The following is a 23,706-nucleotide window of genomic DNA, read 5'->3' on the forward strand; positions in this document are numbered from 1 at the left end:
GAGATGGGCGACGGTCCGTCGCCGCGGGGCGGCGACGGACTGTACGAGCGTGAAGTTAGGTGCCGTTCTTGTGCTTTCCTTGTGAGCCCGGATCGTCTGCGGTCGCTGCTCGGACCGGGCATCCGGCGACATGCGCGGAGGTCACCGAGGTGGAGCGGTGATCACGGGGGCTGATCCTTCGACGCGCATTCCGCTGCCGCCTGCGGTGATCAGGGCACCGCAGAGGAGGACGGCCGCGGCAAGGCCGGCCGCCGCGAGGGCGGCGATCAGCGAGTCGGCCGCCATGACGAGGTCACGTCGGGGCAGGCGAGGACGGGCCGCGCGCTCCCCGCGCCTTCGTGCCTTCCTTCCGGCTTCCACGGGCCTGCGGGGGGTGTGGGCCTGTTGTCCTCGCCGGTCGGCTCCCGTTGCGCAGGGGGCTGCCGTGTTTCCGGTACGCATGATGTCCTCCTCCGCGCGGGCATTGCCGGGCCGCGCCGAGGAGGAAGCTAGGCGCCTTCTTTGTGGGATTCCTGTCGCCGCCCGGCGGTCTCCGAGAGCCAGTCCCGGTGCGGCGCCGCCACCCCCGGCCGGCTCTGACGCGCGGAGGGAAAAGTGATCTCGAAGCGCGCCCCCCGGCCACCGGGGCCGTCCAGGACACGCAAGTGGGCCCGATGCAGGTCGGCCTGCTGGGCGACGAGGGTGAGGCCCAGACCCGAGCCGGGGCTGCCGGAGCGCCGGTGGAACCGTTTGAAGATCCTCTGCCGGTCCTCCGGCGGCACTCCGGGACCCTGATCATCCACGCTGAGGACCACCGCCGGGGCGTCACCGTCACCCGCCGCCCCCAGCGTCACCGCGATACGGGCCCGGCCGTCAGCCGACATGCCGTGTGCCAGGGCGTTGACGAGGAGGTTGTCCAACAGCGACCGCAACCCCGGCCTCCATCCGTGCACCGTCAGGCCCGAGGCACACTCGAGCGTCACGTCGGCCTCAGGATGTACGCGGCGCAGGTCCGTCACGGAGGCATCCGTGAGGTCGGACAGGTCGACGTGCTCGAACGCGTCCGCCTCGACCAGATCTCCTTGGGCAAGCGCCCGCAGCATCACCAGCAACGCCAGCACACGGGCGTGGCCGCACCGCAGGTCGTCCACGGTCTCCACACGATCCTCGGGATCGAGGTCCTGGAAGGAGTCGAGGATGTCGAGGTTGGTCTGCATGCTCATCAGCGGGGTGCGCAGCTCGTGGGATGCGGCGGCGGCGAAGGAGCGGGCTGTGGCCAAGGCCTCGATGGTGCGGCCGGCTTGCTCGTCATAGCGAAGGAGGAAGGTTTGCAACGTGTGGGCGAGGTCGTCGACCTCCGTGATCCGAGTGGGCGTGTGCTCCAGTCGGGCGGCGGAGGTGCGGGGGTCGAGGCCGCTGGTGTGCTGCTGCAGTCGGCGCAGTGGCCGGGTCGCCCGGGCGGCCAGCGCCCAGGCCAGGCCCGCGGACAGGGGTGCGGCGAGCAGCGAGACGGTGATCACGCGGCGGCGCACGAGCTGGATCTGCGCCTGGTTCGCGGTGTCCGGGGAGAACAGCCACAGCGTCCCTTGCACCCCTGGGCGGCTGCCGTTCACCGGGACCTTCAAGGCACGCCACGCCTTTCCGTGGGACCGGACCGTGACCGGGTGCCTGGTCTCGGCCGGCAGACGTACCGAGGGGTCGGGTTGGGGTCCGTCCATGACGGTGCCGTCCGGGCCGGTCAGGCGGATGCCGACGTCCAGGGCCGACGTGAGGAGCTCGCGCTGGCGGGCTTGCTCGGCGCGCGGGCGGTCCTGGGAACTCGCGCGGAGCAGACCGCGAGCCGCCCCTGCCACGCTGTGGGCGCGCTCGGTGAGCCGCTGGTCGGCCTGGGCGTGCAGGTCCTTGGTGACCAGGCTCACCAGCACCCAGCCCGAGGCTGCCACCAGCAGCGGCACCACAGCTCCCACCGCGATCGCGATCCGGGTGGACAATCTCATGTGCGGCACCCCTGCCCGCTTCCGTCGTCGTCCCGCAGGACGAAGCCGACGCCGCGCACCGTGTGCAGGATCCTGAGCCGTCCGTCCGCTTCCAGCTTGCGGCGCAGATAGCTGACGAAGGTGTCCACCGCGTCGGTCCGGACCTGAAGGTCGTAGCCCCACACCCGGTCCAGCAGCTGGTCACGGGTCAGGACAAGGTCGGCGTTGCGCGCGAGAACGTCCAGCAACTCGAACTCGCGCCGGGTCAGCTGCACCGGCCGGCCGTCGAGGCTCACGGTGCGCGCGGCCGCATCCAGGACCAGGCCTCCGACCCGTACGGTGTCCGTGGCGCTCGGCGGCCTGCGGCGCAGCAGCGCGTGCAGGCGCAGCACCAGCTCGTCGAGGGCGAAGGGCTTGACGAGGTAGTCGTCCCCACCGGCCTGCAGGCCGGCCACCCGGTCGGCCACCTCGTCGAGTGCGGAGAGCATCAGCACCGGTATGTCATTGCCGTCCGCTCGCAAGCGCCGGCACACCGCGATGCCGTCGAGGTCGGGCATCGAGATGTCCAGGACCACGACATGCGGTGCCGCCTCCGCCACCTTGGCCAGCGCACTGCGGCCCCCGTCCGCCAGATCGACGGTGAATCCGTTCAGCCGCAATCCGCGCCCCAGCGAACGCCGGATCGCGGAGTCGTCGTCCACCAGCAAGACCCGCCCATGGCTGGCCCCTGCACCCATTTTCCCGCCTCCGCACCACACCTGCACCGAGAGTCGCCATCATGCGCTACCGCCGGCACAGAGGTCCGGGCGGCAGCGGCCACCTTCCCCCTCGACAGCAGGCCGGGTCAAAAGCCCGGCCCCCGGGACGCGTCCGTTGACCTGCCGTCATTTCCTCCGGGTGGCACAAGTCGTCACTGCGCCCTACGGGGCCGGAGTTCTCCAGCGAAACCCACAGAGGCGAAACGAACTTCGCCGACCGACGTCCCGTTCGAATGACAAATCGTTTTGGCGGCCACCCGTTCACCGTCCGATCGCAAGGGGGGAGTAAGCGAGCATGAATTTAAGCGATTTTCACATTCCGCTTCGCCTGAGCGCTAGCCTGGGCTTCTCGGACGGTAGGGGGGCGCGTGATCACGAAAAGAAGGCATGCCCTATTAATCGGAATCGCGTCATACGAAGACCCGAGGCTGTCGCTTCCCAACGGGATCCGGCACAACGTCGGTGAACTGCGCGCAGCGCTCACGGACCCGGCGGTGGACGCCGTGGCTCCCGGCGACTGCGAGGTGGTCACCCCTGGTCCGGGGCGGTCGATGATGGGCAAGGTCGCCCAGGCGGCCCTCAGCGAGGATCCGTTGGTCGTGTACTGGTCCGGCCACGCCACAGTCACCGCGGACGGTCAGCTGTACCTCGCCACCCCCGACTCGGACGCGCGGACTCTGGCGACATGGCTCTCGGCCCATTCCGTCGCCGAGAAAATGATGTCGCCCCGCGGCCCTGCCGATCGCCTGCTGATCCTGGACGCCTGCTTCTCCTTTCCCCGATCGGCACACAGGAGTGAGTTCCCCGACCGGTTGCGACGCGGGCTCAGCCGGCTGGCCCGTCGGGGAATCGCCGTGCTCTCGTCGGTGAGCACCACACCGACGGCCTTCGCCGCGAACACCCGCACACCTTCCGTATTCACCGGCCAGCTGGCCACGGTCCTGCGCACCGGAGCCCGGACAGCGACGAACGGCCTGAGTCTGGCGTCCGTCCACCGGCTGTTGGGCAACCGCCTGAGCCGCAACGGCTACTACCGGGCGTGCCTGCGCAATGCCGCCGGCTACACCACACCGATCACCTCCGGTGGGCCACACACCCCGCGCCCGGCGCCCGCCGCTCTCCCGGCCCATCCATCTCAGGACACACAGCGGTACGCACTGGCCGTGGGCGGCTCCCCCGCTCCGTCCGGTCCCGCGAACAGCGCCTTCGCACAGGTCCGCCCCGCAGACGACGCACGGACGTTCCACGCGGCCCTGCTGCACGGCGGCTGTGGTTTCACCTCGCGGAGCACCAGTCTCCTGGCAGGCGTGCCTTCGCTGGGGACCGTACGCAACAGCATCAGGAATCTCGCAGGCCGCAGCAGCAACATGCTGCTGGTCTACGTCTCAGCGCTCGGGGTGGTCGACTCCGGGCCCGACGGGCTGGACATACAGCTCACGCTGGCCCCGGATGCCCGCATAGCCACCAGTGAGCTGGTCAAGGAGCTCCGGTCCTCGACAGCCGATCGCGTCATGCTGCTGGTCGACGTCTGCACCGACGATGCCGCGGAGCGGCCCTCGGGCGGCAGCGGCCACGACCGGGGCTTCCCTCCCTGGCAGCGAAGGGCCGGCTTCAGTCAGGTGGTCGTCTCGTGGGGCGACTCGGTGGTCCGGTCCCCCACGATGTTCGGGTCCTCGGCGCTCACTCCTCCCCCTTTGCCCTGGTACGACGGCATCCCGACCAGGTCGGCCCTGACGCGCCCCGACCTCCCGTTACCCGACCCCTCGGCGCCCGGCGACCTCGTGGCCACACCTCCTTTCCCACCGTCGTGGCGCTTCGACTTCCCCGGTGCACAGGTCCACACCGTCGACCGCGCCGGGCCTCTCGCCGCATGGGGCGGTCTCCTCGGCATGGCACCCTCCGTGGTGACCGATGACGCGCACTTCCCGCTGAACTGGGCGTGCCAGCCACCGGTGGAGATGATCCAGCCCCCGGCCCGTGCTCCTGAGAAACCCGGCCGGCACGCGGCCCGGCCCATCCCCGCGGTCGCCGCTCCGGCGGAGGAGACCGCCCCGGCCCACCGCGGTCACCGGGCCCGACTGCGGCTCGCGGACGACGCGCTCCCCGTTCGGGCCGGTTCCGACGTCGTCCTCACCTTCGACTACGTCCCCCTGGACCACGCCCCGCGGGTGCCCCGGCCATCGAGCGACGCGACCGAGGAACATCCCCTGGACATCACTGTGCGGATCCGCGCGACGTCGGCGACGGTGTATCCGTCCCTCGTGCACCTGCCCCTCACGGATGAGCGCGGAACGCCGCCTCAGGACTTCACGGTGACTCCGCGGTCGGACGAGCCGGTGGAGTTGTCCATCGACGTTCTCCGGCGTGCCGACGGGGCTCTGCTCCAGGAGCTGAAAGCCGTCCTGCCGGCCCGCGACACGGAGGACCTGGAACTCTCACGATGACGCAAGAGCATCCCTATATCGTGTCGGCAGACGCATACGATTCCCTGCGTACCCTCAACCGCCGGTGCACCCACGACCCGGCCCCGCGCACCATGTTCCTGTCCTTCCACCGGCAGAGCAACGACCCTCGCGCCTTCGACGTCCACGCCCATGGGGATGCCCTCCCCTTCGACGGCAATGGTGAGCTGCGCGGAATTCTGCGGCGTGATCCCGCGGAGATCGCATCCGCGGTCGACACCATGCTGCGTTGCTGGCTGAAGCGGGTGGTCAGGCACAAGCAGCACCCGCAAGCCCGCTCGTACTGCTACGACGGCTTACCCGCCGATACGTTCGGCGAGGAGAAAGCCCGGGACATGCTGAAGCCGATCGGCCTCGAACTGGCGCGGGCGGGACACGCCCTGTTCGAGTTCATCTTCTCCGGCGGTGACCCGGGGCTGACCCGAATAGGCAACGAGCTCCGTGGGGCGCTGCGCCAAGGCCCTCAGACGATCACCGTCACCTCGGACGACCTCTTCGTGCCGTGGGGCATGCTGTACCTGCCTCCCGATCCGACGACGCACCTCTACCGAACGGGCGCGGCCTGGGAGCGCCGGGGATTCCTCGGATACAGCCACCTCATCGAGCACACTCTCAAATTCGTGGAAGGCTACGAGTACCTCATCGGAGCCGACATGGGTGAAGTCCGGTCGGGGCTGCACTTCGACCTGCGGATCAAGGGCGCCGCCGGGGCGGACGGACCGCTCGACCGCGTACGCGACATCCTGCAGGCGCACTCGAAGGTGCAGGAGCGTTCGCTCAAGGAGCAGGTCGCCGAGGCGTTGTGCGACCCGCTCGTACAGGAGCAGATCATGCTCTTCGGCGCCCACGGCAGCGCGGTGCGCCACGATGCCCGCGGCAGCCGGCAGGCGCAGGTCGTCCTCACGGACGACGAGCCCATTCGCACCTCCGACCTGGAGTACTGGGGCACCCAGCGCGGGGAACGCCTCCCCAACCCGCTCTGCTACATGATGGTGTGCGAGGGCGCGCGCACGACCCTGCTCCTCCACGAGGGCCTGGGGAAAGCCCTGTTCAACCTCGGCGTCGGATGTCTCATCGGTCCGCAGATCGAGGTCCCGAAGACGTTCGCGAGCCACTACACCTGCCGGTTCTTCGAGGAGTTCTTCCGGCCCGGCAGAAGAGCCGCGTCCGTCGCGCAAGCACTGACCCGAGAGCTCTTCGACACTCAGGCGACTCCTCTGGGACTGACGTTCACCCTCTTACGGGGAATCGACAACCAACTGGTCGCCAGACCCCGGTGAGAAGGAAACCCATCGTGCCTGTGATCGACACCCTGGATCTTAATCCCCGAGGCGATCTCTGTCACCCCGCGGATGGCGAGCCGGTTCCCCGTGACGCCGTGAAGGACGTTCTGGAGGAACATCTCGCGCTGGACGAGGACACCACGGACATCTTCCTCTACGTACACGGGTGGCGCACGACACCGGAAAAAGCCGAAGACGCCGCGATGCGGCTGTTCCGCATGGTGGAGGACCTCCAGCGCGGCCGGCCCGACCACTATCCACGGATTGCCGAATTCCGGCCCAGGTACCTCTGTGTGCGCTGGCCCGCCAAGAGCCCGCCGACCACGGCGGGCTACCGCGCCGTCCGCGAGAGGGCCGCGGCCATGTCCCACGACGGCCAGGCCGCCCACGTGCTCGCCTGCCTCCTCGGCTATTTCAACGACCACCGCGAGTTCCCCGCTCCCGGCCCCGACGTGATGCGCAGCGCCGGTGGTCAATACCTGCATTGTGTGGGCCATTCCTTCGGCGGGCGGTTCCTCTCCCACGCCATCATGGAAGCGAGCTCCCGCCCGGCCGAAGGGCCCGACACGCTTTCCTGGCCGTGGTCCAGCGAAACCTACCCGTGGACCGTGGACAGCCTGACCGTGTTCCAGATGGCCGCCCCCTCGGACGCTTTCGCCCACCCGCCCTTCTCCGGACTGCTGAGCGACAATGTGCTCAACGCCCCCATCGCCCTCACCTTCTCGCCCCGGGACCGGGCGCTGGGCCTGTGGCACCGCCAGACGGAGAACGGAAAGAACGGCATCGGCCATCACGGCGCCACCGACCCGTCGGAGCATCTGCACACGATGCCACTGCACGTCCCTTCCGTCCCGTACGCATTCCCGGACCCGCCCGCCAGGATCCTGAATGTCGACGCGACCGAGATCTACCGCGAGTCCGGCCTGCGAGTCGAAGGGGCACACTCCGACTTCTTCCACCCGGAGTCCGCCCACCTGCTCCTGACCCTCGCCGACCACGCTCGCTGACGCATCCCGTCGACGCGGTGACCGTGTCAGGCCCGGAGGCCGGCCATCCATGCCTCGATCTCGTCCGCCTGCCGCGGCAGGGCGACCGAGAGGTTCTCGTTGCCGTCCTCCGTGACGAGGATGTCGTCCTCGATCCGTACGCCGATGCCCCGGTACTCCTCGGGCACGGTCAGATCGTCCGCCTGGAAGTACAGGCCCGGCTCGACGGTGAGCACGATGCCGGGCTCCAGGGTGCCGTCGACGTACAGTTCGGTGCGGGCCGCGGCGCAGTCGTGGACGTCGAGGCCGAGCATGTGGCCGGTGCCGTGCATGGTCCAGCGGCGGTGCAGGCCGAGGTTCCAGACCCGCTCCAGCGACTGGTCGCCGAACAGACCCCAGGCGACCAGGTGCTCGGCGAGCACCCGCTGCGCGGCGTCGTGGAAGTCGCGGTAGGCGGCACCGGGCTTGACGGCGGCGATGCCGGCCGTCTGGGCCTCGTACACGGCGTCGTAGATCTTGCGCTGGAGCGGGGTGAAGCGGCCGCTGACCGGCACCGTGCGGGTGACGTCGGCGGTGTAGAGGTTGCGGGTCTCCACGCCGGCGTCGAGCAGCAGCAGCTCTCCGGAGCGCACGGCTCCGTCGTTGCGCACCCAGTGAATGGTGGTGGCGTGCGGGCCGGCTGCGGCGATCGTGCTGTAGCCGACGGTGTTGCCCTCGACGCGGGCGCGCAGGAAGAACGTCCCCTCGATCCAGCGCTCCGACGTGGCCTCCGCCTTGTCGAGGGAGCGGACGACGTCCTCGAAGCCGCGGGCGGTGGCCTCGCAGGCGAAGCGCAGGTCGGCGATCTCGAAGTCGTCCTTGATCCGGCGCATTTCGGACAGGAGGACGCGGAACTCCTCGTCCCGCTCGGCGGTCACCTTGTCGTGCAGGGCGGCCTCGACACCGGCGTCGTAACCGCGCAGCACGCGGACCGGACCGGTGGCTTCCGACAGCTCGTCGGTCAGTTTGCGGATGTCCTTGCAGGGCAGGCCGAGGAGTCTTTCGTTCTCGGTGAGGCTGTTGCGCCGGCCGTCCCAGAGCTCGCCATGGCCGGAGAGCCAGAACTCACCGTTCTCGCGGTCGGATCGGGGCAGCAGGTACGCGGTGGCCAGGTGGCCGCCGTCCTCGTCGGGCTCCAGGACCAGCACACCGTCCTCGGTCTGGTCGCCGGTCAGGTAGACGTAGTCGGAGGAGGGCCGGAAGGGGTAATCCGTGTCGTTGGCACGGACTTTGAGATTACCGGCGGGGATCACCAGACGCTCGCCGGTGAAGCGGGCGGAGAGCTCGGCACGGCGGCGGGCGGTGTGCGCGGCCTGCGGGAGGGGCTCCAGGTCGTGCCGCTCGGTGTCGGCCCAGCCCTGCTTCATGTTCTCGGCGAGCTCGTCGCTCACCCCCCGGTCCAGGCCGTTCTTCCGCTGCTTTATGGTCTCCGCCTGCTCGCCCTCGGTGGTCTCCGGGGCCTGGAGCTCCTGGCTCTCGGACGTCCGCTCGGTCACGACTGCCTCCTGAATCGAATCGGTCACGCCTGCCTCCTGTTTCGCATGCGGCCGGCAGCCATCGTAGGGGCGGGGCGGCCCGGGCAAGATCGCAGCCGGGAAATGCGCCGCGGTGGCCCGGTGCGCTCATGAGGGTCCGCGGCAACTGCTGTGGTGCGCAGGGGGCATCAGTGCCTGACGGGCACTCATGTGAACGAGAGAGGAGTCGGCGCGGAGTCCGTCCACGGCGTCAACTACCTCACTACCAGAGCCCGCGCGACCCCGCACCATACGTTTGTCTGACATCCAGCGCGCTGTTTACGCCATCTGTCGCTGGGCTGACTAAATCACCGCAACTAGGTTCGCCTTCACAGTCACACAGACCTCTGGACCGCAAGCGGCACGTGGTTCACGCTGTGTGCCCACAGCGAAGGAACGGTCGCCGTCAAGGAGCCGTGGGATGTGCGGGGTGGGAACCGTCACGTCACAGCGCGGTACCGGACTTCTCGATACCGGTCCGCAAACGTGTTGGGTGATCGGCCCACCCTCCGCATGATGGTGACCGACGTTCGCTCGACCGCTCCGGCACCCCTGTCGGTCAAGCGGCACGGCGACTTGACGGCTTGACGTGTTACACAGACAGGAGCGTCGTGTCCCAGGGTACAACGGGGTCGAATTCCGGACTCGGTTCCTATTTTCGATTGCTGCGAGAGCCCGGCGCCGGAGCGCTGGCGTTCTGGGGGATGATCGGCCGGTTCCCGATCGCCATGCGGTCCATCGCCTGCCTGATGATGATCTCCGCGGTCACCGGGTCACTGGCGGACGCCGGGACGGTGGCGGCGGCCATGCTGGTCTCGCAGGGGGTGGCCAGTCCGGTGCTCGGGCGGCTGGCCGACCGGCTCAGCCAGCGGCGGGTGTTGCTCACCGCGTGCCTGGCGCACGCGGTGGGGATGACGCTGCTGCTGGTGTCGATCGTGCTGGAGGCCCCGCTGTGGCTGCTGGTCGTCACGGCGATGGCCACCGGGTGCACCTCGGTCTCGTTCACCTCGTTCATGCGTGCACGGTGGGCGGTGATGGTCGACCAGGGAGCGCTGCGGACGGCCTACGCCATGGAGTCCATGCTGGACGACACGATCTTTCTCCTCGGGCCGCTGCTGGTCACCGTGTTGGCGTCCGCGGTGCACCCGGCCGCGGGCCTGGTCGTCTGTGTGTCGATGACCTGCCTCGGCTCCGTCGCCGTCGCGCTGCACCGCCGGTCCGAGCCGGCGCACGAGCCGACGCCGGGCCAGGCACCCGAGCGGGCGATCACGGTGCCCGGGGTCTGGGTGCTGACGATCGCCTACGCCGGGATGGGGTTCCAGTTCGGCGCGGTCGACGTGACGATGATCGCCTTCGCCCGGGAGCAGTCGACGCCGGGGGTCGCCGGCGTGTTGATCTCGCTGATAGCGGTGGGCAGCATGGTCGCCGGAGTGATCTACGGTGCGGTGAACTGGCGCCTCTCCCAGGCACAGCTGCTCTCGGTCACCACCTGCGTGCTGACGCTCGGCGCACTCCCTCTGGTCTTCGCGAACTCCACCCTGGTGATGGCCTTCCTCGCCGTCGTCGCGGGCATCGCGATCTCACCGGCTCTGATAGCGGGCAGCACGCTGCTGGAGTCACTGGCCCCGAAGGGCTCGCTCTCGGAGGCGTTCTCATGGCTCACCAGCGCCGGGGCCCTGGGCATCGCCTCGGGTACGGCCGCGGGAGGGCAGTTGGCCGACGCGGGCAGTTCCGCGCAGGCGGCGTGGGCGGCGGTCGGCGGTGGGGCCGTCGCCCTCGTACTGAGTCTCGCGGGACAGCCGGCGTTGCGGAGGGGGAAGCCGGTCACGGAACCGGCTTCCGAAAGGGTTGCACTCGAACAATGACAATGAGGTCCGGATTGTGAGCACTGCGCATTCCATATCCGAGCGAGGCGGCCCTGGGGGCCTGCCGGTTCCCCGCCTCGCGTTCGACGAGTTCATGGCCTTCGGGCCGCGGGCCCTCATCAGGGCCGACGTCCCGGTGGTGATCACACTGCCGAAGGGCACCGAGGGCCTCGGCAGGAAGGGCGTGGCCGAGCGCCTCGGCGACATGATGGTGACGCTGTTCACCGAGCCGAGCAACAAGCAGAACGCGGAGCGGTGGACCACCAAGGAAATCCGGCTCCGCGAGTTCTTCGAGGACGACCGGTTCCAGAACGACCCCGGCACCTGGAACCGCATCGTGTCGAACTTCCGCAACAGCCCGGCCGATGTCAACGCCGTCCTCGGCTTCGACGCCGAGAGACTGTTCGACTACCGGCACCCGATGAACGCGGCCAATCTGTGGATCAGCCATCGCGGTGTCTTCACCCAGAGCCACTTCGACGAGCTGGAGAACTTCAACATCGCCCTGGAGGGCCGCAAGCGCTTCGTCCTGGCGCCCCCGGGATTCCGGGAGTACTACCCGAGGTCGCTGAAGCAGGGGTTCGGTGACAAGTCGCGGGTCTTCGACTTCGACGACGTGGACCGGCGGCGCTACCCGAAGCTCGCGTCCAAGCTGGCCCAGCGCCGGGAACTGATCCTGGAACCGGGACAGATGCTCTACCTTCCGCTCGGCTGGTGGCACCAGGCCGAGTCGCTGGACGAGATGAACATCAACATGAACTTCTGGCTGCGCGATCCGAAGATCCTCCGCAGGCCGTACGTTCTCGGCGTGGCGCTCTACACGGCCGCCTACCGGAAGCTCAAGGGCGTCTACAACTACGAGCCGACGAAGGCAGCGTCATGACCGAGCGCAAGACCATCACTCCCACCCACCGGTACCGCAACAACGACAAGTTGATCGGGATCGGGAACGAGTTCTGGGACATGTCCGAGCGCAACGGGCTGGCCGGTATCGTGGCCGACTACGGCGACGGTGTCCTGCGGACCGACGCGAGTCATGAATTCATCGACGCGGGTCATGAATTCGTCAACTTCAGCTGCTGCTCGTACCTGGATCTCGACTCCCACCCCAAGGTCGTCGAGGGCGGCATCGACGCACTCCGCCGTTATGGCGTACTGGACCACTGCATCGCCCGCAGCCGTGTGCAGATTCCCGCCATGCTGGAGCTGGAGACGTCCCTGGGTGAGCTGTTCGGCGCCCATGTCGTCTGTTCCATCGCCGCCAGCACCGCGACCTTCGGACTGCTCCCGCTGATCGCCTCCGGCCATCTGGGCAACGGCACCCGGCCTTTGATGATTTTCGACAAGAACGCCCATGTCTCGATGGCCAATGTCAAACCCGTCTGCGCCGACGAGACCGAGGTCGTCACCTCCCGCCATCACGACCTCGACTTCATCGAGGACGCCTGCAAGAAGTACGCGCGGGTCGCCTACGTCTGCGACGGCAGTGACAGCCTGGGCGGGTACGCGCCGGTCAAGGAACTCGCCGAGTTGCAGGACAAGTACGGCCTGCTGGTCTATTACGACGACTCCCACTCGCTGTCGGCGTACGGGGAACGGGGCGTCGGTTACGTCCGCTCGCACAGCCCGGTGCTGGACGAGCGCACCATCGTGGTGATGACCCTGAACAAGGCGTTCGGCACCAGCGGCGCGGCGATCGTGCTCGACGGGTACGCCAAGGAAACGCTGCGCGTCATCGAGCGCTTCGGCGGCGCCCTGAACTACTCGCAGTTGCTGAACACCCCCGCGGTCGGGGCCGGACTCGCCTCGGCGGAGATCCACCGGACCGCCGAACTGACCACACTGCAGAACCGGCTCTACGGCAACATCGCGCTCTTCGACTCGCTGGTCCGGACCGATCAGGCCGGCAGCAGCTTCCCGATCCGGCTCGTGCCGATGAGCGACTCGACCGTGATCGAGGCGGGCCGCCGGGTGTTCGAGGCCGGTTTCTACGTCTCGCCGGTGTTCTTCCCGATCGTCGCGCGCGGCACGGCGGGGCTGCGCGTCATGATGCGCGCCGGGCAGACCGAGCGGCAGATCCGCGAGCTGTGCGCGGTGCTCGTCGAGGTGGGCGCCGAGCAGGCGGCCGCCCTGCCGGAGGAGGTGACCGGATGACGGGCAGAGCCCGGGCGATCCCCCGGAGCATCCTGTACACACCCGCGCTGTCGCTGGACCGGCTGGAGAAGTCCTGGTCCTACGACGCGGACGTCCACCTGATCGATCTGGAGGACGCCGTCCCGCCGGCGGAGAAGGCCGCGGCGCGGGTGGTGTGCGGTGCGGCGCTGGAGAAGTCGCCGGAACCGGCCAACGTCGCCGTGCGCGTCAACCAGCTCGGCACCCTGGAGGCGGTGCACGACCTGCTGATGCTCGCCGAAGCCCCGGTCCGGCCGGGCCTCGTCGTGATGACGATGGTGAAGTCCGCGGTCGAGGTGACGCTGATGCGCGACACGCTCGCCTCCGCCGGCGCCCACCCGGAGATCTACGTGACCGTGGAGACCGTGGAGGCCGTCACCGGCATCGACGCGATCGCGGCGGCCGCCGACGGGCTGGTCCTCGGCTCGGCGGACCTGGCCGCCACCCTGGGCGTCGAGATCACCTGGGCGGGCATGCTGGCGGCCCGGCAGGCGATGGCGATGGCCTGCGCCCGGTACGGCACGGCCTGTATCGACACCGCCAACTTCCGGCTGGCCGAGCCCGCCGTGCTGGCGGAGGAGATCGACCGGGCGCGCGAGCTGGGCTTCCACGGCAAGGCGACCGTGCACCCGGGCGAGCTGGACACGATCAACCGGGCCCTGCGCCCCGGCCCGGACGGCCTGCGGCTGGCCCGGCGGGTCACCGAGGCGGTGCGGGCGGCGGACGGCGGGATCGCGGTCCTGGACGGGAACATGGTCGGCCCGCCGTTCGCACGGATGGCCCGCGCGACGGTGGCGCTCGGGGACGCCTGGGCCGGCCGTTTCGGCCGGCACGGCGGCGACGACGAGAAGGCGGACCATGACCGTCACTGAGCACATGCCCGAGGCCGGGCCGGCCACCGTCCGGCCCCTCGGCGTCGCCGTGATCGGCACCGGCGCCATCGGCCAGGACCTGGTCAGCAAGATCCACCGGTCCCCCGTACTGGAGTGCGCGCTGGTGGCCGGGCGCAACCCGGAGTCCGCGGGCCTGCGGCACGCCGCCCGGCTCGGCTGTCCGGTCACCGCGGGCGGGATCGACGCGATCCTCGCCGCCCCGCGCCCGTTCGACGTGGTCTTCGACGCCACCAACGCGATGGCGCACGCCGAGCACTGGCGGCTGCTCCAGCCGCTGGACACCCTGCTGATCGACCTGACGCCCAGCCGGATCGGGCGGATGGTCGTGCCGACCGTGACCGGGACCCGCACGCCGGCCGAGCGCAACGTCAGCCTGATCAGCTGCGGCGGGCAGGCGTCGAGCCCGATCGCGCACGCCCTCGCGGGGCGGTTCGACGTGCGGTACATCGAGGTCGTCTCCACCGTGGCCAGCAGCATCGCGGGCCGGGCGACCCGGCTCAACCTCGACGAGTACGTCGCGACGACCGAGCACGCCCTCACCACGTTCTCCGGCGTGCGCGACACCAAGGCGATCCTCAACATCAGCCCGGCCGTGCCCCCGGCGACCTTCCGGACGGCCGTCCACGCGATCGCCCCCGGGGCGACCACCGAAGCGGTACGCGCGGTGGTCGGCGAAGCGGCCGAACGCGTACGGGAGTTCGCTCCCGGCTACGAGGTCGTCGCCTGCACGGTGACCGGCGACCGGGTCGTCGTCTCCCTGGAGGTCACCGCGCACAGCGACGTGCTGCCCCGGTACGCCGGAAACCTGGACATCATCAACTCGGCCGCCATCATGGTCGCCGAGCAACAGGCGGCCCGCCTCGGCCCGGCCGCCCGGACGGGGGTGCGCCCATGACTGCCGTGACGATCCACGATCCCACGCTGCGGGACGGCCAGCACGCGGTGCGGCACCAGCTCGGTGCCGCCGCGCTGCGCGGATACGCGGAGGCGGCCGACGCGGCCGGGATCCCGGTGGTGGAGGTGGGCCACGGCAACGGCCTCGGCGCCTCCTCCCTCCAGGTGGGACGGGCCGCCGTCAGCGACGACCTGATGCTGTCGACCGTGCGGGAAGCCCTGCGGCACAGCAGGATGGGCGTGTTCATGCTGCCGGGCTGGGGCACCTCCGACGACCTGCGGAAGGCGATCGCGCACGGCGCCGACGTCATCCGCATCGGCGTGCACTGCACCGAGACCTCGCTGGCCGAGCGCCACCTCGCGTTCCTGCGCGAGGCGGGCGCGGACGCGCACTGCGTGCTGATGATGAGCCACATGGCGTCCCCCGAGGAACTGGCCGAGCAGGCCGCGCTCGTCGTCGGGTACGGGGCACGGGCCGTGGGAATCATGGACTCCGCCGGCCACTTCCTGCCGCAGGACGTCACCGAGCGGATCGGCGCGATCGCCGGGGCCGTCGACGTACCGGTGATCTTCCACGGGCACAACAACCTCGGCATGGCCGTCGCGAACTCGGTGGCCGCCGCCGCGGCCGGGGCCCGGATCATCGACGGCTGCGCACGCGGCTTCGGCGCCGGTGCGGGCAACACCCAGCTGGAGGTGCTGGTGCCGGTGCTGGAGCGCTCCGGGTTCACGACCGGCATCGACCTGTACGGGCTGCTCGACGCCGCCGAGCTCGCCGAGCGGGAGCTCATGCCCGCCCCGCCGGTCACCGGATCGCTGAGCATCGTCAGCGGCCTGGCCGGGGTGTTCTCCGGCTTCAAGCACCAGGTGCTCGACCTGTCCGGGCGGGCCGGGGTCGACCCGCGCGACGTGTTCTTCGAGCTCGGCAGACGGCAGGCCATCGCCGGTCAGGAGGACCTGATCGTCGACGTCGTGGCCGAGCTGAGCGCCCGGGAGGCCGCCGCGTGACCGGGCCGGTGACGATCGGCGCCGAGGACATGGCCGGCGAGGACCGGCTGGTGCGCGTGATCGACGCGCTGGCCGACGTGTTCGGCGACCTGGCGGCGGGCCGGACGTGGTCGCCGCCCCGGACGGTCGTCCAGCACGGGCGGCAGCGGGAGCTGCTGGCCGGGACGGCGGTCTGGGAGCGGCGCGGGGTGGGCAGTGTCAAGGTCACCACGCTCACCCCGGACAACCCGGAGCGCGGTCTGCCGCTGATCCACGGCGTGGTCGTGCTGACCGACCTGGAGACCGGGCGGGTCACGGCGCTGCTGGAGGGCGCCGAGCTGACCGCCGTCCGCACCGGCGCGGTCGCGGGCCTGGCAACCCGCCTGTGCGCACCCGAGGACGCCGACGACCTGGCCCTCATCGGCGCCGGGGTGCAGGCCCGCGCGCTGCTACGGGCCGTGGCCGCCGTGCGCCCGATCCGCTCGGTCCGGGTGTACTCCCGTACCCGGGCCCGTACGGAGGCGTTCGCGGAGTGGGCCCGCGACGGCGCGGGCCGCCCGGTCCGCGTCACGGTGTGCGACACGGCGGAGGCCGCCGTCACCGACGCCTCGGTCATCTGCACGACGACCTCGACCGGCGACCGGACTCCCCTGGTGGCGGCCGGCTGGGTGGCCCCCGGGGCGCACGTCAACGTGATCGGGGGGACCCACGAGGAGGCGATCGAGGTCGACCCGGCGCTCCTGGCGGGCGCGTTCGTCGTCGTGGAGGAGCGGGCCACCGCGCTGGAGGAGGCGGGCGAGGTGCGGGCCGCACTCGCCGGCGGGCTGATCGGCGAGGACGAACTGCACGACCTGGGCGCCCTGGTGAACGGGGGGATCACGGCGGACGGCCGCACCTCGGTGTTCCGGAGCGTGGGCATGGCCATCGAGGACACGGCCGCCGCGGCGGCGCTCCACGAGGCCGCGGCGGCCGGGGGGTGAGAGTCAGCCGGCCTCGCGGCAGCGGACCATGAAGGACCGCTCGAACACGATGACGGTCTCCCCGGTCGACTTCGTGCCGGTCGTCTCCACCGTGACGATCCCCTGACCCGGCCGGGACTTCGACAGCCGCTTGCCGAGGATCCGGCTCGTCGCGTAGAGCGTGTCGCCGACGAACACCGGGTCCTTCAGGCGGACCTTGTCCCAGCCGAGATTGGCCACCGCCCGTGCGGACAGTGCCTGGACGGTCATGCCGCCGACCAGGCAGAGGGTTATCCCGCTGTTGACCAGCACCTGCCCGTACTCGGCGCCCTCCCCGTAGTGGCGGTCGAAGTGCAGCGGGTGCTGGTTCATGGTCAGCAGGGTCAGCCAGGTGTTGTCGGTCTCGGAGATGGTCCGGCCCGGCCAGTGCCGGATGACCATGCCGGGCTCGAAGTCCTCGTAGTCCCCGCCGTGTTCCTCGACGTACTCGTTGTCCCGGACGTGGCGCAGCGTCATGGCGTCGTTCTCCCGTGTGGGGTGCTTCGGACGGACCGGCGGGGTTCCACCAGGGGGGCGACGCTTGAGGTGACATCGCCCCCGCGCCAAGACTAGGCCACGGCCGGTCGGCGTTTTTCGGACGAACGCAGTGAGAGAGGAAGAGGATGAGCCTGCTCCAGGACGTCGGCATTCAAGGGACGTCGGGACACCCGTGGTTCGGCGGGTACCGGATGGCACCCGCGGCTCCCGCGCACACGATCAGGGAGATGCTGACCACCGGGATCCGGGAGACCGGCTGGCCGCACCAGCCGCTGCTGCCCGCGGCGCCGATCGCGCTGCCGCGCGCGTCCTACGCGGAGTTGTTCCGCGTGACCGCGGCGCTGCTGGACCTGGTGCGCCGCACCGCGCTGGAGAGCGCGCCGACCACGGAGGGGAGGCTGGCGGCGTACATGATGCCTCTGAGCGAGCACCAGCTGTTCGTGGCCGACCAGTTCACCGAGGAGCGGTACGCGGACTGTGTGACCCGCCCGGACATCGTCATCGGGCCGGACGGACCGCAGTTCCTGGAGTTCAACGTCAGCGGGGCGCTCGGCGGATCGGTGGAGACGCACTGCCGCCTGGAGGTGTGGCGCGGGCTCTACGCCGACGACCGGGGCCGGGTTCCGTTCGCCTACCAGGACCCGTTCGCCGTCCGTACCGCGATGTTCCGGGACCTGTGCGACGAGCTGGGGGTCGCGCCCCGGGTGGCCCTGCTGGGCAGCGCCCGCGACCAAGGGGGCTTCACCCGGTACTTCGATCTGCAGACCGACTACTTCAACAGCCACGGGCTGACCGCGCGCTTCTTCGAGCCGGAGGATCTGCACGAGGCCTGGGACTGCCCGTCACATCTGCGCTACCCGCTGGGACTGCGGGACTTCACCATCCCGGACTGGGCCGAGCTCGGCATCGACACCGCCCCGGTGCGGACAGCGCTGGACAACGGCTGCCTGCTGGTGGGCACCCAGACCTCCACGTTCCTGTCGAGCAAGCTGACCATGGGCATGCTGTCGGAGGGCCGCCCGTGGATGAGCGCGGCCGAGCGGGCCCTGGTCGACCGGTACCTGCCGTGGACACGGGTCCTGTCCCACCGGTGGACGAACCGGGGCGACCGCAAGGTCGACCTCGTCCGGTTCGCCGTGGACAACCGGGAGTCGCTGGTGCTCAAGGCGGGCATAGGGATGAGCGGCAAACAGGTGGTCATCGGCCGGGAGGCGGCCCAGGCGGACTGGGAGGCGGCGGTCATCACGGCCGCCGGCACGGGCACCAGCGTGGTGCAGGAGTTCGTGGCGCCGCGCACGTGCCGGCTGGCGATGATCGCCGACGGCGCGGACGAGCCGCACGACGTCGATGTCGCCCCGGTGTTCGGACCGTTGCTGTTCGGCGGCCGCCCGGCGGGCCTGTTCTCCCGGTTCTTCGGCGACGGCACGGCCGGGATCGTCAGCGTCATGGGAACCCACTGCTCGGACAACAGCGTGGTGGCCGTCTAGAGCACGGGCGGAGGGCTTTCCGGCGGCGCGGGACGATGTCCTGACGCGCTCATGTGCGGGGCCTCTCGCTGATTGGGCAGTCCCCCGCGCCGCCCAATCAGCGAGCGCTCCGGAGTCGCGCCTGCCCGGCGGCGGGAACGACGACCGGAGACCTCTTGAGTGTATGGGCTGTGAGCCGGTCGACGCAGGAGTTACGGCATGTCCCCGCACGGCGCGGCGGCCGGTGAAGGAGCCACGGGCGTCCCCGCCGGACGGGCCGAATCGGCCAGGGCTCCCTCCGGTGCCTCTCCCGCATCGTCTCTCCCGGTGTCATCCTGGAGGCCTCTGCGGGACGTCTCGGCGACTCCCGCGGGAAGGGGCCCACCGTGCTTCGCGTCGCAGTCGTGGGATCGGGACCGAGCGGGGTCTACACCGCCCGGTCCCTCGTGGAGCAGCGGGCCGTCCCCGGCGTGACGGTGGACGTCCTGGACCGGCTGCCGTGCCCGTACGGCCTGGTGCGCTACGGCGTCGCGCCCGACCACGAGAAGATCAAGTCCCTGCAGGACAACCTGCGGGTGACCCTGGAGCACCCGGACGTCGCCTTCCTCGGCAACGTCCCGGTGGGCGACGGTCCGCGCGAGCTGCCGCCCCGGCGGCTGCTGGAGCTCTATCACGCGGTCGTCTACTGCGTGGGGGCCGCGACCGATCGCCGGCTGGGCATTCCCGGGGAGGATCTGCCCGGCAGCTTCTCGGCCACGGAGTTCGTCTCGTGGTACAGCGCCCACCCGGACGCGGCACCGGGCGGCTTCGTGCTCGGCGCGCGTTCCGCGGTCGTCATCGGGGTCGGCAACGTGGCGGTCGACGTGGCCCGGGTGCTGGCGCGCGGCGCCGAGGAGCTGCGGCCCACCGACGTGCCGGACGCGGCCCTCGCGGCGCTCGCGGACAGCCGGGTGAAGGACATCCACATGGCGGGCCGGCGCGGCCCTTCCCAGGCGAAGTTCACCACGAAGGAGCTGCGGGAGCTGGGCGCGCTGCCGGGTGCCGGGACGCTCGTACGGGCGGAGGAGGCGGCGCTGGACGCGGCCTGGGCCGATCCCTCCGGGCTGCCCGCGGCGGCCCGGCGCAACGTCGAGGTGCTCCGGAGCTGGTCCGGGCAGCCGCGGGCCGCCCAGGGGCGACGGATCCATCTGCGGTTCTTCCTGCGTCCCGTGGCGCTGCTCGGTGACGGCGCGGTGCGTGCCGTCCGGTTCGAGCGGACCGTACCGGACGGCAGGGGCGGGGTGACCGGGACGGGCCGGTTCGAGGAGATCGAGGCGCAGTTGGTCCTGCGGTCGGTGGGCTACCGGGGCGTGCCGATCCCGGGGCTGCCGTTCGACGCGGAGCGGGGGACGGTGCCGCACGACCGGGGCAGGGTGCTGCGCGAGGGGGTGCCGTCGCCGGGTGAGTACGTGGCCGGGTGGATCAAACGCGGGCCGACCGGGGTGATCGGCACCAACCGCTCGTGCGCCAAGGAGACGGTGACGTCGCTGCTCGCGGACGCCGACGCGCTGATGGCGCGACGGCCGCCGACGGACGCGCGCGCCGCGCTGCGGGCGGCGGGTCAGGATCCGGTGGAATGGCCGGGGTGGCTGGGCATCGAGGCGGCGGAGGCCGAGCTCGGCCGGCTGCTGGGCCGCGGGCGGGTGAAGATCCCGGACTGGGAAGGGCTGCTCGGAGCGGCGCGCGACGGCCGTTGAGCGGCGACGAGGAGCGGGGCGTTCCGCGCGGTGCCGGCCGGGGCGGCCGCGTACCGCTACGCGCCGCCGAGACGCTCCGCCTGCCGGGCGGCGGCCGTGAGGACGCTGTCGAGGAGGCCGGGGAAGAGCGCTTCGAGATCGTCCCGCCGCAGGGCGTTCATCTTCGCGGTCCCTCGGTAGATCTGCTGGACCACGCCGCTCTCGCGGAGCACCCGGAAGTGGTGCGTGGTGGTCGACTTGGTCACCGGCAGCTCGAAGACCGAACACGCCTGCTCCCCCTCGGCCTCGGCGAGGGTGCGCACGATGCTCAGGCGCACGGGGTCGGACAGCGCGTGCAGCACCGCTTCGAGCCGGATGAGGCCGCGGTCGGGGTGCTCCAGGGAGCGGCCGGTCGACGGGGACCGGGGCGGGCGCTGCGTCGGCACGGCTGGCGCTCCTTCGGGCTCGGGCGGTGTCGTCACGTCATTGTACGAGGGTCATCATAGTTCGAAGGAGGCGCGCGTCTCGCCGTCCGGCGGGGCTGGGGGCGTTCTCTCCGTCTGCGGCGGCAGGCGCCCTGCGGGCGCGTCCTCAAACGCCGGACGGGCTTGAGCCGAGCCCCAGCTTCGTACGAGGGTCGCCGTAGTTTGACATCTGGCGTACTACGATGGTTATCGTACGAGCCGTACCCGCCGTGTAGCGAAATGGAGCCCACCGTGAGCGTGAGCGCACTTTTCCAGCCCTTCTCCCTGCGGTCACTGACCATCCCCAACCGCGTCTGGATGGCGCCGATGTGCCAGTACTCCGCGGAGGTGTTCGGCCCCAACGCCGGCGTGGCGAACGACTGGCACTTCGCGCACTACGCCGCCCGCTCGACCGGCGGTGCCGGGCTGATCCTCGTCGAGGCGACCGCGGTGAGCCCCGAGGGCCGGATCAGCCCCGCGGACCTCGGCATCTGGAACGACACCCAGGTAGAGGCGCTGCGCCGCGTCACCGCGTTCCTCAGGTCGCGCGGCACCGTGCCCGGCATCCAGATAGCGCACGCCGGCCGCAAGGCGTCGACCGACCGGCCCTGGCGCGGCGGCAAGCCCGTGGGCGCCGACGAGGGCTGGCAGCCGGTGGCGCCCAGCCCGGTCCCCTTCACCGACGGCGACCCGGCGCCCACCGAGCTGACGGTGGAACAGATCAAGGAGATCGTCGGACAGTTCGCGGCGGCCGCGCGGCGCGCCCTGGCGGCCGGCTTCGAGGTCGTCGAGATCCACGGCGCGCACGGCTACCTCATCCACGAGTTCCTCTCCCCGCACAGCAACCGCCGCACCGACGAGTACGGGGGCTCGTTCGAGAACCGCTCGCGCTTCGCGCGGGAGGTCGTCGACGCCGTGCGCGCCGAGTGGCCCGACGACCTGCCGGTGTTCTTCCGCACCTCCGCGACCGACTGGCTGACGGAGAACGCCGACGACGAGCGCGAGGGATGGACGGCGGACGAGACCGTACGCCTCGCCCGGGAGCTGTCCGCCCGCGGCGTGGACCTCTTCGACGTGTCCACCGGCGGCCTGGCCCCCGGCGCGCGCATTCCGACCGGACCCGGCTACCAGGTGCCGTTCGCCCGGCGGGTGAAGGAGGAGGCCGGGCTGCCGACCGCGGCGGTGGGCCTGATCACCGAACCCCGGCAGGCCGAGAAGATCCTCGCCAACGGGGAGGCGGACGCGATCCTGCTCGGCCGGGAACTCCTGCGCGACCCGCACTGGCCCCACCGCGCCGCGGCCGACCTGGGCGAGGACAAGCGCCTGCCCGATCAGTACGGATGGGCCGTCTGATCCACGGCGGACACGCCCGCACCACCCCGCTCGCCGGCGGACCACGGCCGGCGAGCGGGGACACCGCGTTCGTACGGACACGGGCTGAGCCAGTAGAGTGACGCCCCGTGGCTGCGCGACCGTTGAATGAGATCGTCGAATCGGGCTGGGCCAAGGCGTTGGAGCCGGTGGCCGGGCGGATCGCCGCGATGGGCGACTTCCTGCGCGGCGAGATCGCCGCGGGCCGGACCTACCTGCCCTCGGGCGCGAATGTGCTGCGGGCGTTCCAGCAGCCGTTCGACGAAGTGAGAGTGCTGATCGTCGGTCAGGACCCCTATCCGACGCCCGGCCATGCCGTGGGACTGAGCTTCTCGGTCGCGCCGGAGGTACGGCCGCTGCCCGGCAGCCTGGAGAACATATACCGCGAGATGCACACGGATCTCGGGCTGCCGCGGCCGTCGAACGGCGACCTCACGCCGTGGACGCGGCAGGGGGTGCTGCTGCTCAACCGGGCGCTGACCACCGCTCCCCGCAAGCCCGCCGCGCATCGCGGCAAGGGCTGGGAGGAGGTCACCGAGCAGGCGATCCGGGCGCTGGTCGACCGCGGTGGCCCGATGGTGGCGATCCTGTGGGGGCGTGACGCGCGCAATCTGCGGCCGCTGCTGGGCGCGGTGCCGTCCGTGGAGTCCGCCCACCCCTCCCCCATGTCCGCCGACCGGGGTTTCTTCGGCTCCCGGCCGTTCAGCCGGGCGAACGAGCTGCTGGCGCGTCAGGGCGCGGCTCCGGTGCACTGGCAGCTGCCGTGAAGCGACAGCTCTGAGGGGGCTTTGATGGGCCTCACCGCCCAACGCCGTTCCACGCCGCACGGGCGGCGGACCTGGTGAGCGCCGGTTCCGGTCTCGTGCTGGGCATCGACTCCGGCGGCTCGGGGATACGGATCGCCCTGGCCCCCGCCCGGGGCGACGGCCCGTCCCTGACCTGGTCCTCCCCGGCCCCCGCCGTCGTCGGCGAGCGGGGCGTCGACGCGCGTGACCTCCTCGACCGGATCCTGCCCGCCGCCCGCGCACTGCTCGCGCGGGCGGGAACGCGGCACTGCGAGGCCGTCTGCGTGGGCGCCGCCGGTATGGCCACGCTCGGTGCCGACCTGCACGCCGTTCTGCCCGGCGCTCTGCGCGAGGCACTCGGCACGCGCCGGCTCGCCCTCGCCACCGACGCCGTGACCGCGTACGTGGGCGCCCTCGGGCAGCGCCCCGGGGCCGTGGTGGCCGCCGGCACGGGGATGATCGCGCTGGGCACCGATCTCACGCCCGGGGGCGGCTGGCGGCGGGCGGACGGCTGGGGCCATCTGCTCGGGGACTGCGGCAGCGGCGCCTGGATCGGGCGCGCCGGGCTGGAAGCGGCGATGCGCGCGCACGACGGCCGGGC

At 71.0% G+C, this 23,706-nt stretch carries 20 protein-coding genes; 15 read left to right on the forward strand and 5 right to left on the reverse strand.

What is annotated here, in order from left to right; translation table 11 throughout:
• Positions 1-488 precede the first annotated feature (488 nt).
• Both J7E86_RS02435 and J7E86_RS02440 read right to left on the reverse strand, forming a co-directional pair.
• Positions 489-1,976 (reverse strand): HAMP domain-containing sensor histidine kinase, encoded by a 1,488-nt coding sequence (locus J7E86_RS02435; RefSeq protein WP_215079269.1) that lies wholly within the window; start codon positions 1,974-1,976, stop codon positions 489-491.
• Positions 1,973-2,692, reverse strand: a complete 720-nt coding sequence (locus tag J7E86_RS02440) for a response regulator transcription factor (protein WP_215079271.1) — start codon at positions 2,690-2,692, stop codon at positions 1,973-1,975. Before J7E86_RS02440 ends, J7E86_RS02435 begins: the two co-directional genes overlap by 4 nt.
• Before the next feature lie 389 nt (positions 2,693-3,081).
• Between J7E86_RS02440 and J7E86_RS02445 the strand changes: the two genes are divergently transcribed.
• From J7E86_RS02445 to J7E86_RS02455, 3 genes are all read left to right on the forward strand, one after another.
• Positions 3,082-5,157: a caspase family protein gene (locus J7E86_RS02445; protein WP_308312442.1), complete on the forward strand. Its 2,076-nt coding sequence runs from the start codon at positions 3,082-3,084 to the stop codon at positions 5,155-5,157.
• 20 nt (positions 5,158-5,177) lie between these two features.
• Positions 5,178-6,455: a hypothetical protein gene (locus tag J7E86_RS02450; RefSeq protein WP_215079275.1), complete on the forward strand. Its 1,278-nt coding sequence runs from the start codon at positions 5,178-5,180 to the stop codon at positions 6,453-6,455.
• 98 nt (positions 6,456-6,553) lie between these two features.
• Entirely contained in the window at positions 6,554-7,465 is a 912-nt protein-coding gene (locus J7E86_RS02455) for an alpha/beta hydrolase (protein WP_215079277.1), read from the forward strand.
• A 26-nt stretch (positions 7,466-7,491) separates the two neighbouring features.
• Here the strand turns inward: J7E86_RS02455 and J7E86_RS02460 are convergent, their stop codons facing one another.
• A complete protein-coding gene (locus J7E86_RS02460; protein ID WP_215079301.1) occupies positions 7,492-8,979 on the reverse strand; it encodes an aminopeptidase P family protein in 1,488 nt (495 codons plus the stop codon).
• Positions 8,980-9,659: 680 nt separating this feature from the next.
• On the opposite strand from J7E86_RS02460, the gene J7E86_RS02465 reads away from it, so the two are divergent.
• From J7E86_RS02465 to J7E86_RS02495, 7 genes are read left to right on the forward strand one after another with little or no spacing between them, the layout of a single operon-like run.
• On the forward strand, positions 9,660-10,862 hold the full coding sequence (locus tag J7E86_RS02465; protein WP_251018558.1) for an MFS transporter: 1,203 nt from the start codon (positions 9,660-9,662) through the stop codon (positions 10,860-10,862).
• Between the two features lie 16 nt (positions 10,863-10,878).
• Positions 10,879-11,745 carry a cupin-like domain-containing protein gene (locus J7E86_RS02470; RefSeq protein ID WP_374223757.1) on the forward strand — a complete coding sequence of 289 codons (867 nt, stop codon included), beginning with the start codon at positions 10,879-10,881 and terminating at the stop codon, positions 11,743-11,745.
• The gene (locus J7E86_RS02475) at positions 11,742-13,016 is read left to right on the forward strand and encodes an aminotransferase class I/II-fold pyridoxal phosphate-dependent enzyme (protein WP_215079280.1); all 1,275 of its coding nucleotides are present in this window, start codon (positions 11,742-11,744) and stop codon (positions 13,014-13,016) included. The genes J7E86_RS02470 and J7E86_RS02475 overlap by 4 nt, the downstream gene beginning before the upstream one ends.
• Positions 13,013-13,906, forward strand: a complete 894-nt coding sequence (locus tag J7E86_RS02480; protein WP_215079282.1) for a CoA ester lyase — start codon at positions 13,013-13,015, stop codon at positions 13,904-13,906. Before J7E86_RS02475 ends, J7E86_RS02480 begins: the two co-directional genes overlap by 4 nt.
• A complete protein-coding gene (locus J7E86_RS02485; protein ID WP_215079285.1) occupies positions 13,893-14,822 on the forward strand; it encodes an acetaldehyde dehydrogenase (acetylating) in 930 nt (309 codons plus the stop codon). The genes J7E86_RS02480 and J7E86_RS02485 overlap by 14 nt, the downstream gene beginning before the upstream one ends.
• Positions 14,819-15,829 carry a 4-hydroxy-2-oxovalerate aldolase gene (gene dmpG, locus J7E86_RS02490; RefSeq protein WP_215079286.1) on the forward strand — a complete coding sequence of 337 codons (1,011 nt, stop codon included), beginning with the start codon at positions 14,819-14,821 and terminating at the stop codon, positions 15,827-15,829. Before J7E86_RS02485 ends, dmpG begins: the two co-directional genes overlap by 4 nt.
• Positions 15,826-16,788 carry an ornithine cyclodeaminase family protein gene (locus tag J7E86_RS02495; protein ID WP_215079288.1) on the forward strand — a complete coding sequence of 321 codons (963 nt, stop codon included), beginning with the start codon at positions 15,826-15,828 and terminating at the stop codon, positions 16,786-16,788. Before dmpG ends, J7E86_RS02495 begins: the two co-directional genes overlap by 4 nt.
• Positions 16,789-16,791: 3 nt before the next feature.
• Here the strand turns inward: J7E86_RS02495 and J7E86_RS02500 are convergent, their stop codons facing one another.
• Positions 16,792-17,283: a MaoC family dehydratase gene (locus tag J7E86_RS02500; protein WP_215079290.1), complete on the reverse strand. Its 492-nt coding sequence runs from the start codon at positions 17,281-17,283 to the stop codon at positions 16,792-16,794.
• A gap of 146 nt (positions 17,284-17,429) precedes the next feature.
• On the opposite strand from J7E86_RS02500, the gene J7E86_RS02505 reads away from it, so the two are divergent.
• Positions 17,430-18,791, forward strand: a complete 1,362-nt coding sequence (locus J7E86_RS02505) for a hypothetical protein (RefSeq protein WP_215079292.1) — start codon at positions 17,430-17,432, stop codon at positions 18,789-18,791.
• Positions 18,792-19,156: 365 nt separating this feature from the next.
• Positions 19,157-20,506 carry an FAD-dependent oxidoreductase gene (locus J7E86_RS02510; RefSeq protein WP_215079294.1) on the forward strand — a complete coding sequence of 450 codons (1,350 nt, stop codon included), beginning with the start codon at positions 19,157-19,159 and terminating at the stop codon, positions 20,504-20,506.
• A 56-nt stretch (positions 20,507-20,562) separates the two neighbouring features.
• Here J7E86_RS02510 and J7E86_RS02515 read toward each other — a convergent pair whose 3' ends face one another.
• Complete coding sequence (locus tag J7E86_RS02515; RefSeq protein WP_215079295.1) at positions 20,563-20,931, reverse strand: helix-turn-helix transcriptional regulator; 369 nt, start codon at positions 20,929-20,931, stop codon at positions 20,563-20,565.
• Positions 20,932-21,207: 276 nt separating this feature from the next.
• Between J7E86_RS02515 and J7E86_RS02520 the strand changes: the two genes are divergently transcribed.
• The 3 genes from J7E86_RS02520 to J7E86_RS02530 form a co-directional block, all read left to right on the forward strand.
• On the forward strand, positions 21,208-22,302 hold the full coding sequence (locus tag J7E86_RS02520) for an NADH:flavin oxidoreductase/NADH oxidase (RefSeq protein WP_215079297.1): 1,095 nt from the start codon (positions 21,208-21,210) through the stop codon (positions 22,300-22,302).
• 107 nt (positions 22,303-22,409) lie between these two features.
• Positions 22,410-23,087 carry a uracil-DNA glycosylase gene (locus J7E86_RS02525; RefSeq protein ID WP_215079299.1) on the forward strand — a complete coding sequence of 226 codons (678 nt, stop codon included), beginning with the start codon at positions 22,410-22,412 and terminating at the stop codon, positions 23,085-23,087.
• Between the two features lie 74 nt (positions 23,088-23,161).
• On the forward strand, positions 23,162-23,706 hold a 545-nt coding region (locus tag J7E86_RS02530), incomplete at its 3' end, for a BadF/BadG/BcrA/BcrD ATPase family protein (RefSeq protein WP_308312443.1).

The sequence above is a fragment of the Streptomyces sp. ISL-11 genome, assembly GCF_018614525.1.
GTDB lineage: Bacteria > Actinomycetota > Actinomycetes > Streptomycetales > Streptomycetaceae > Streptomyces.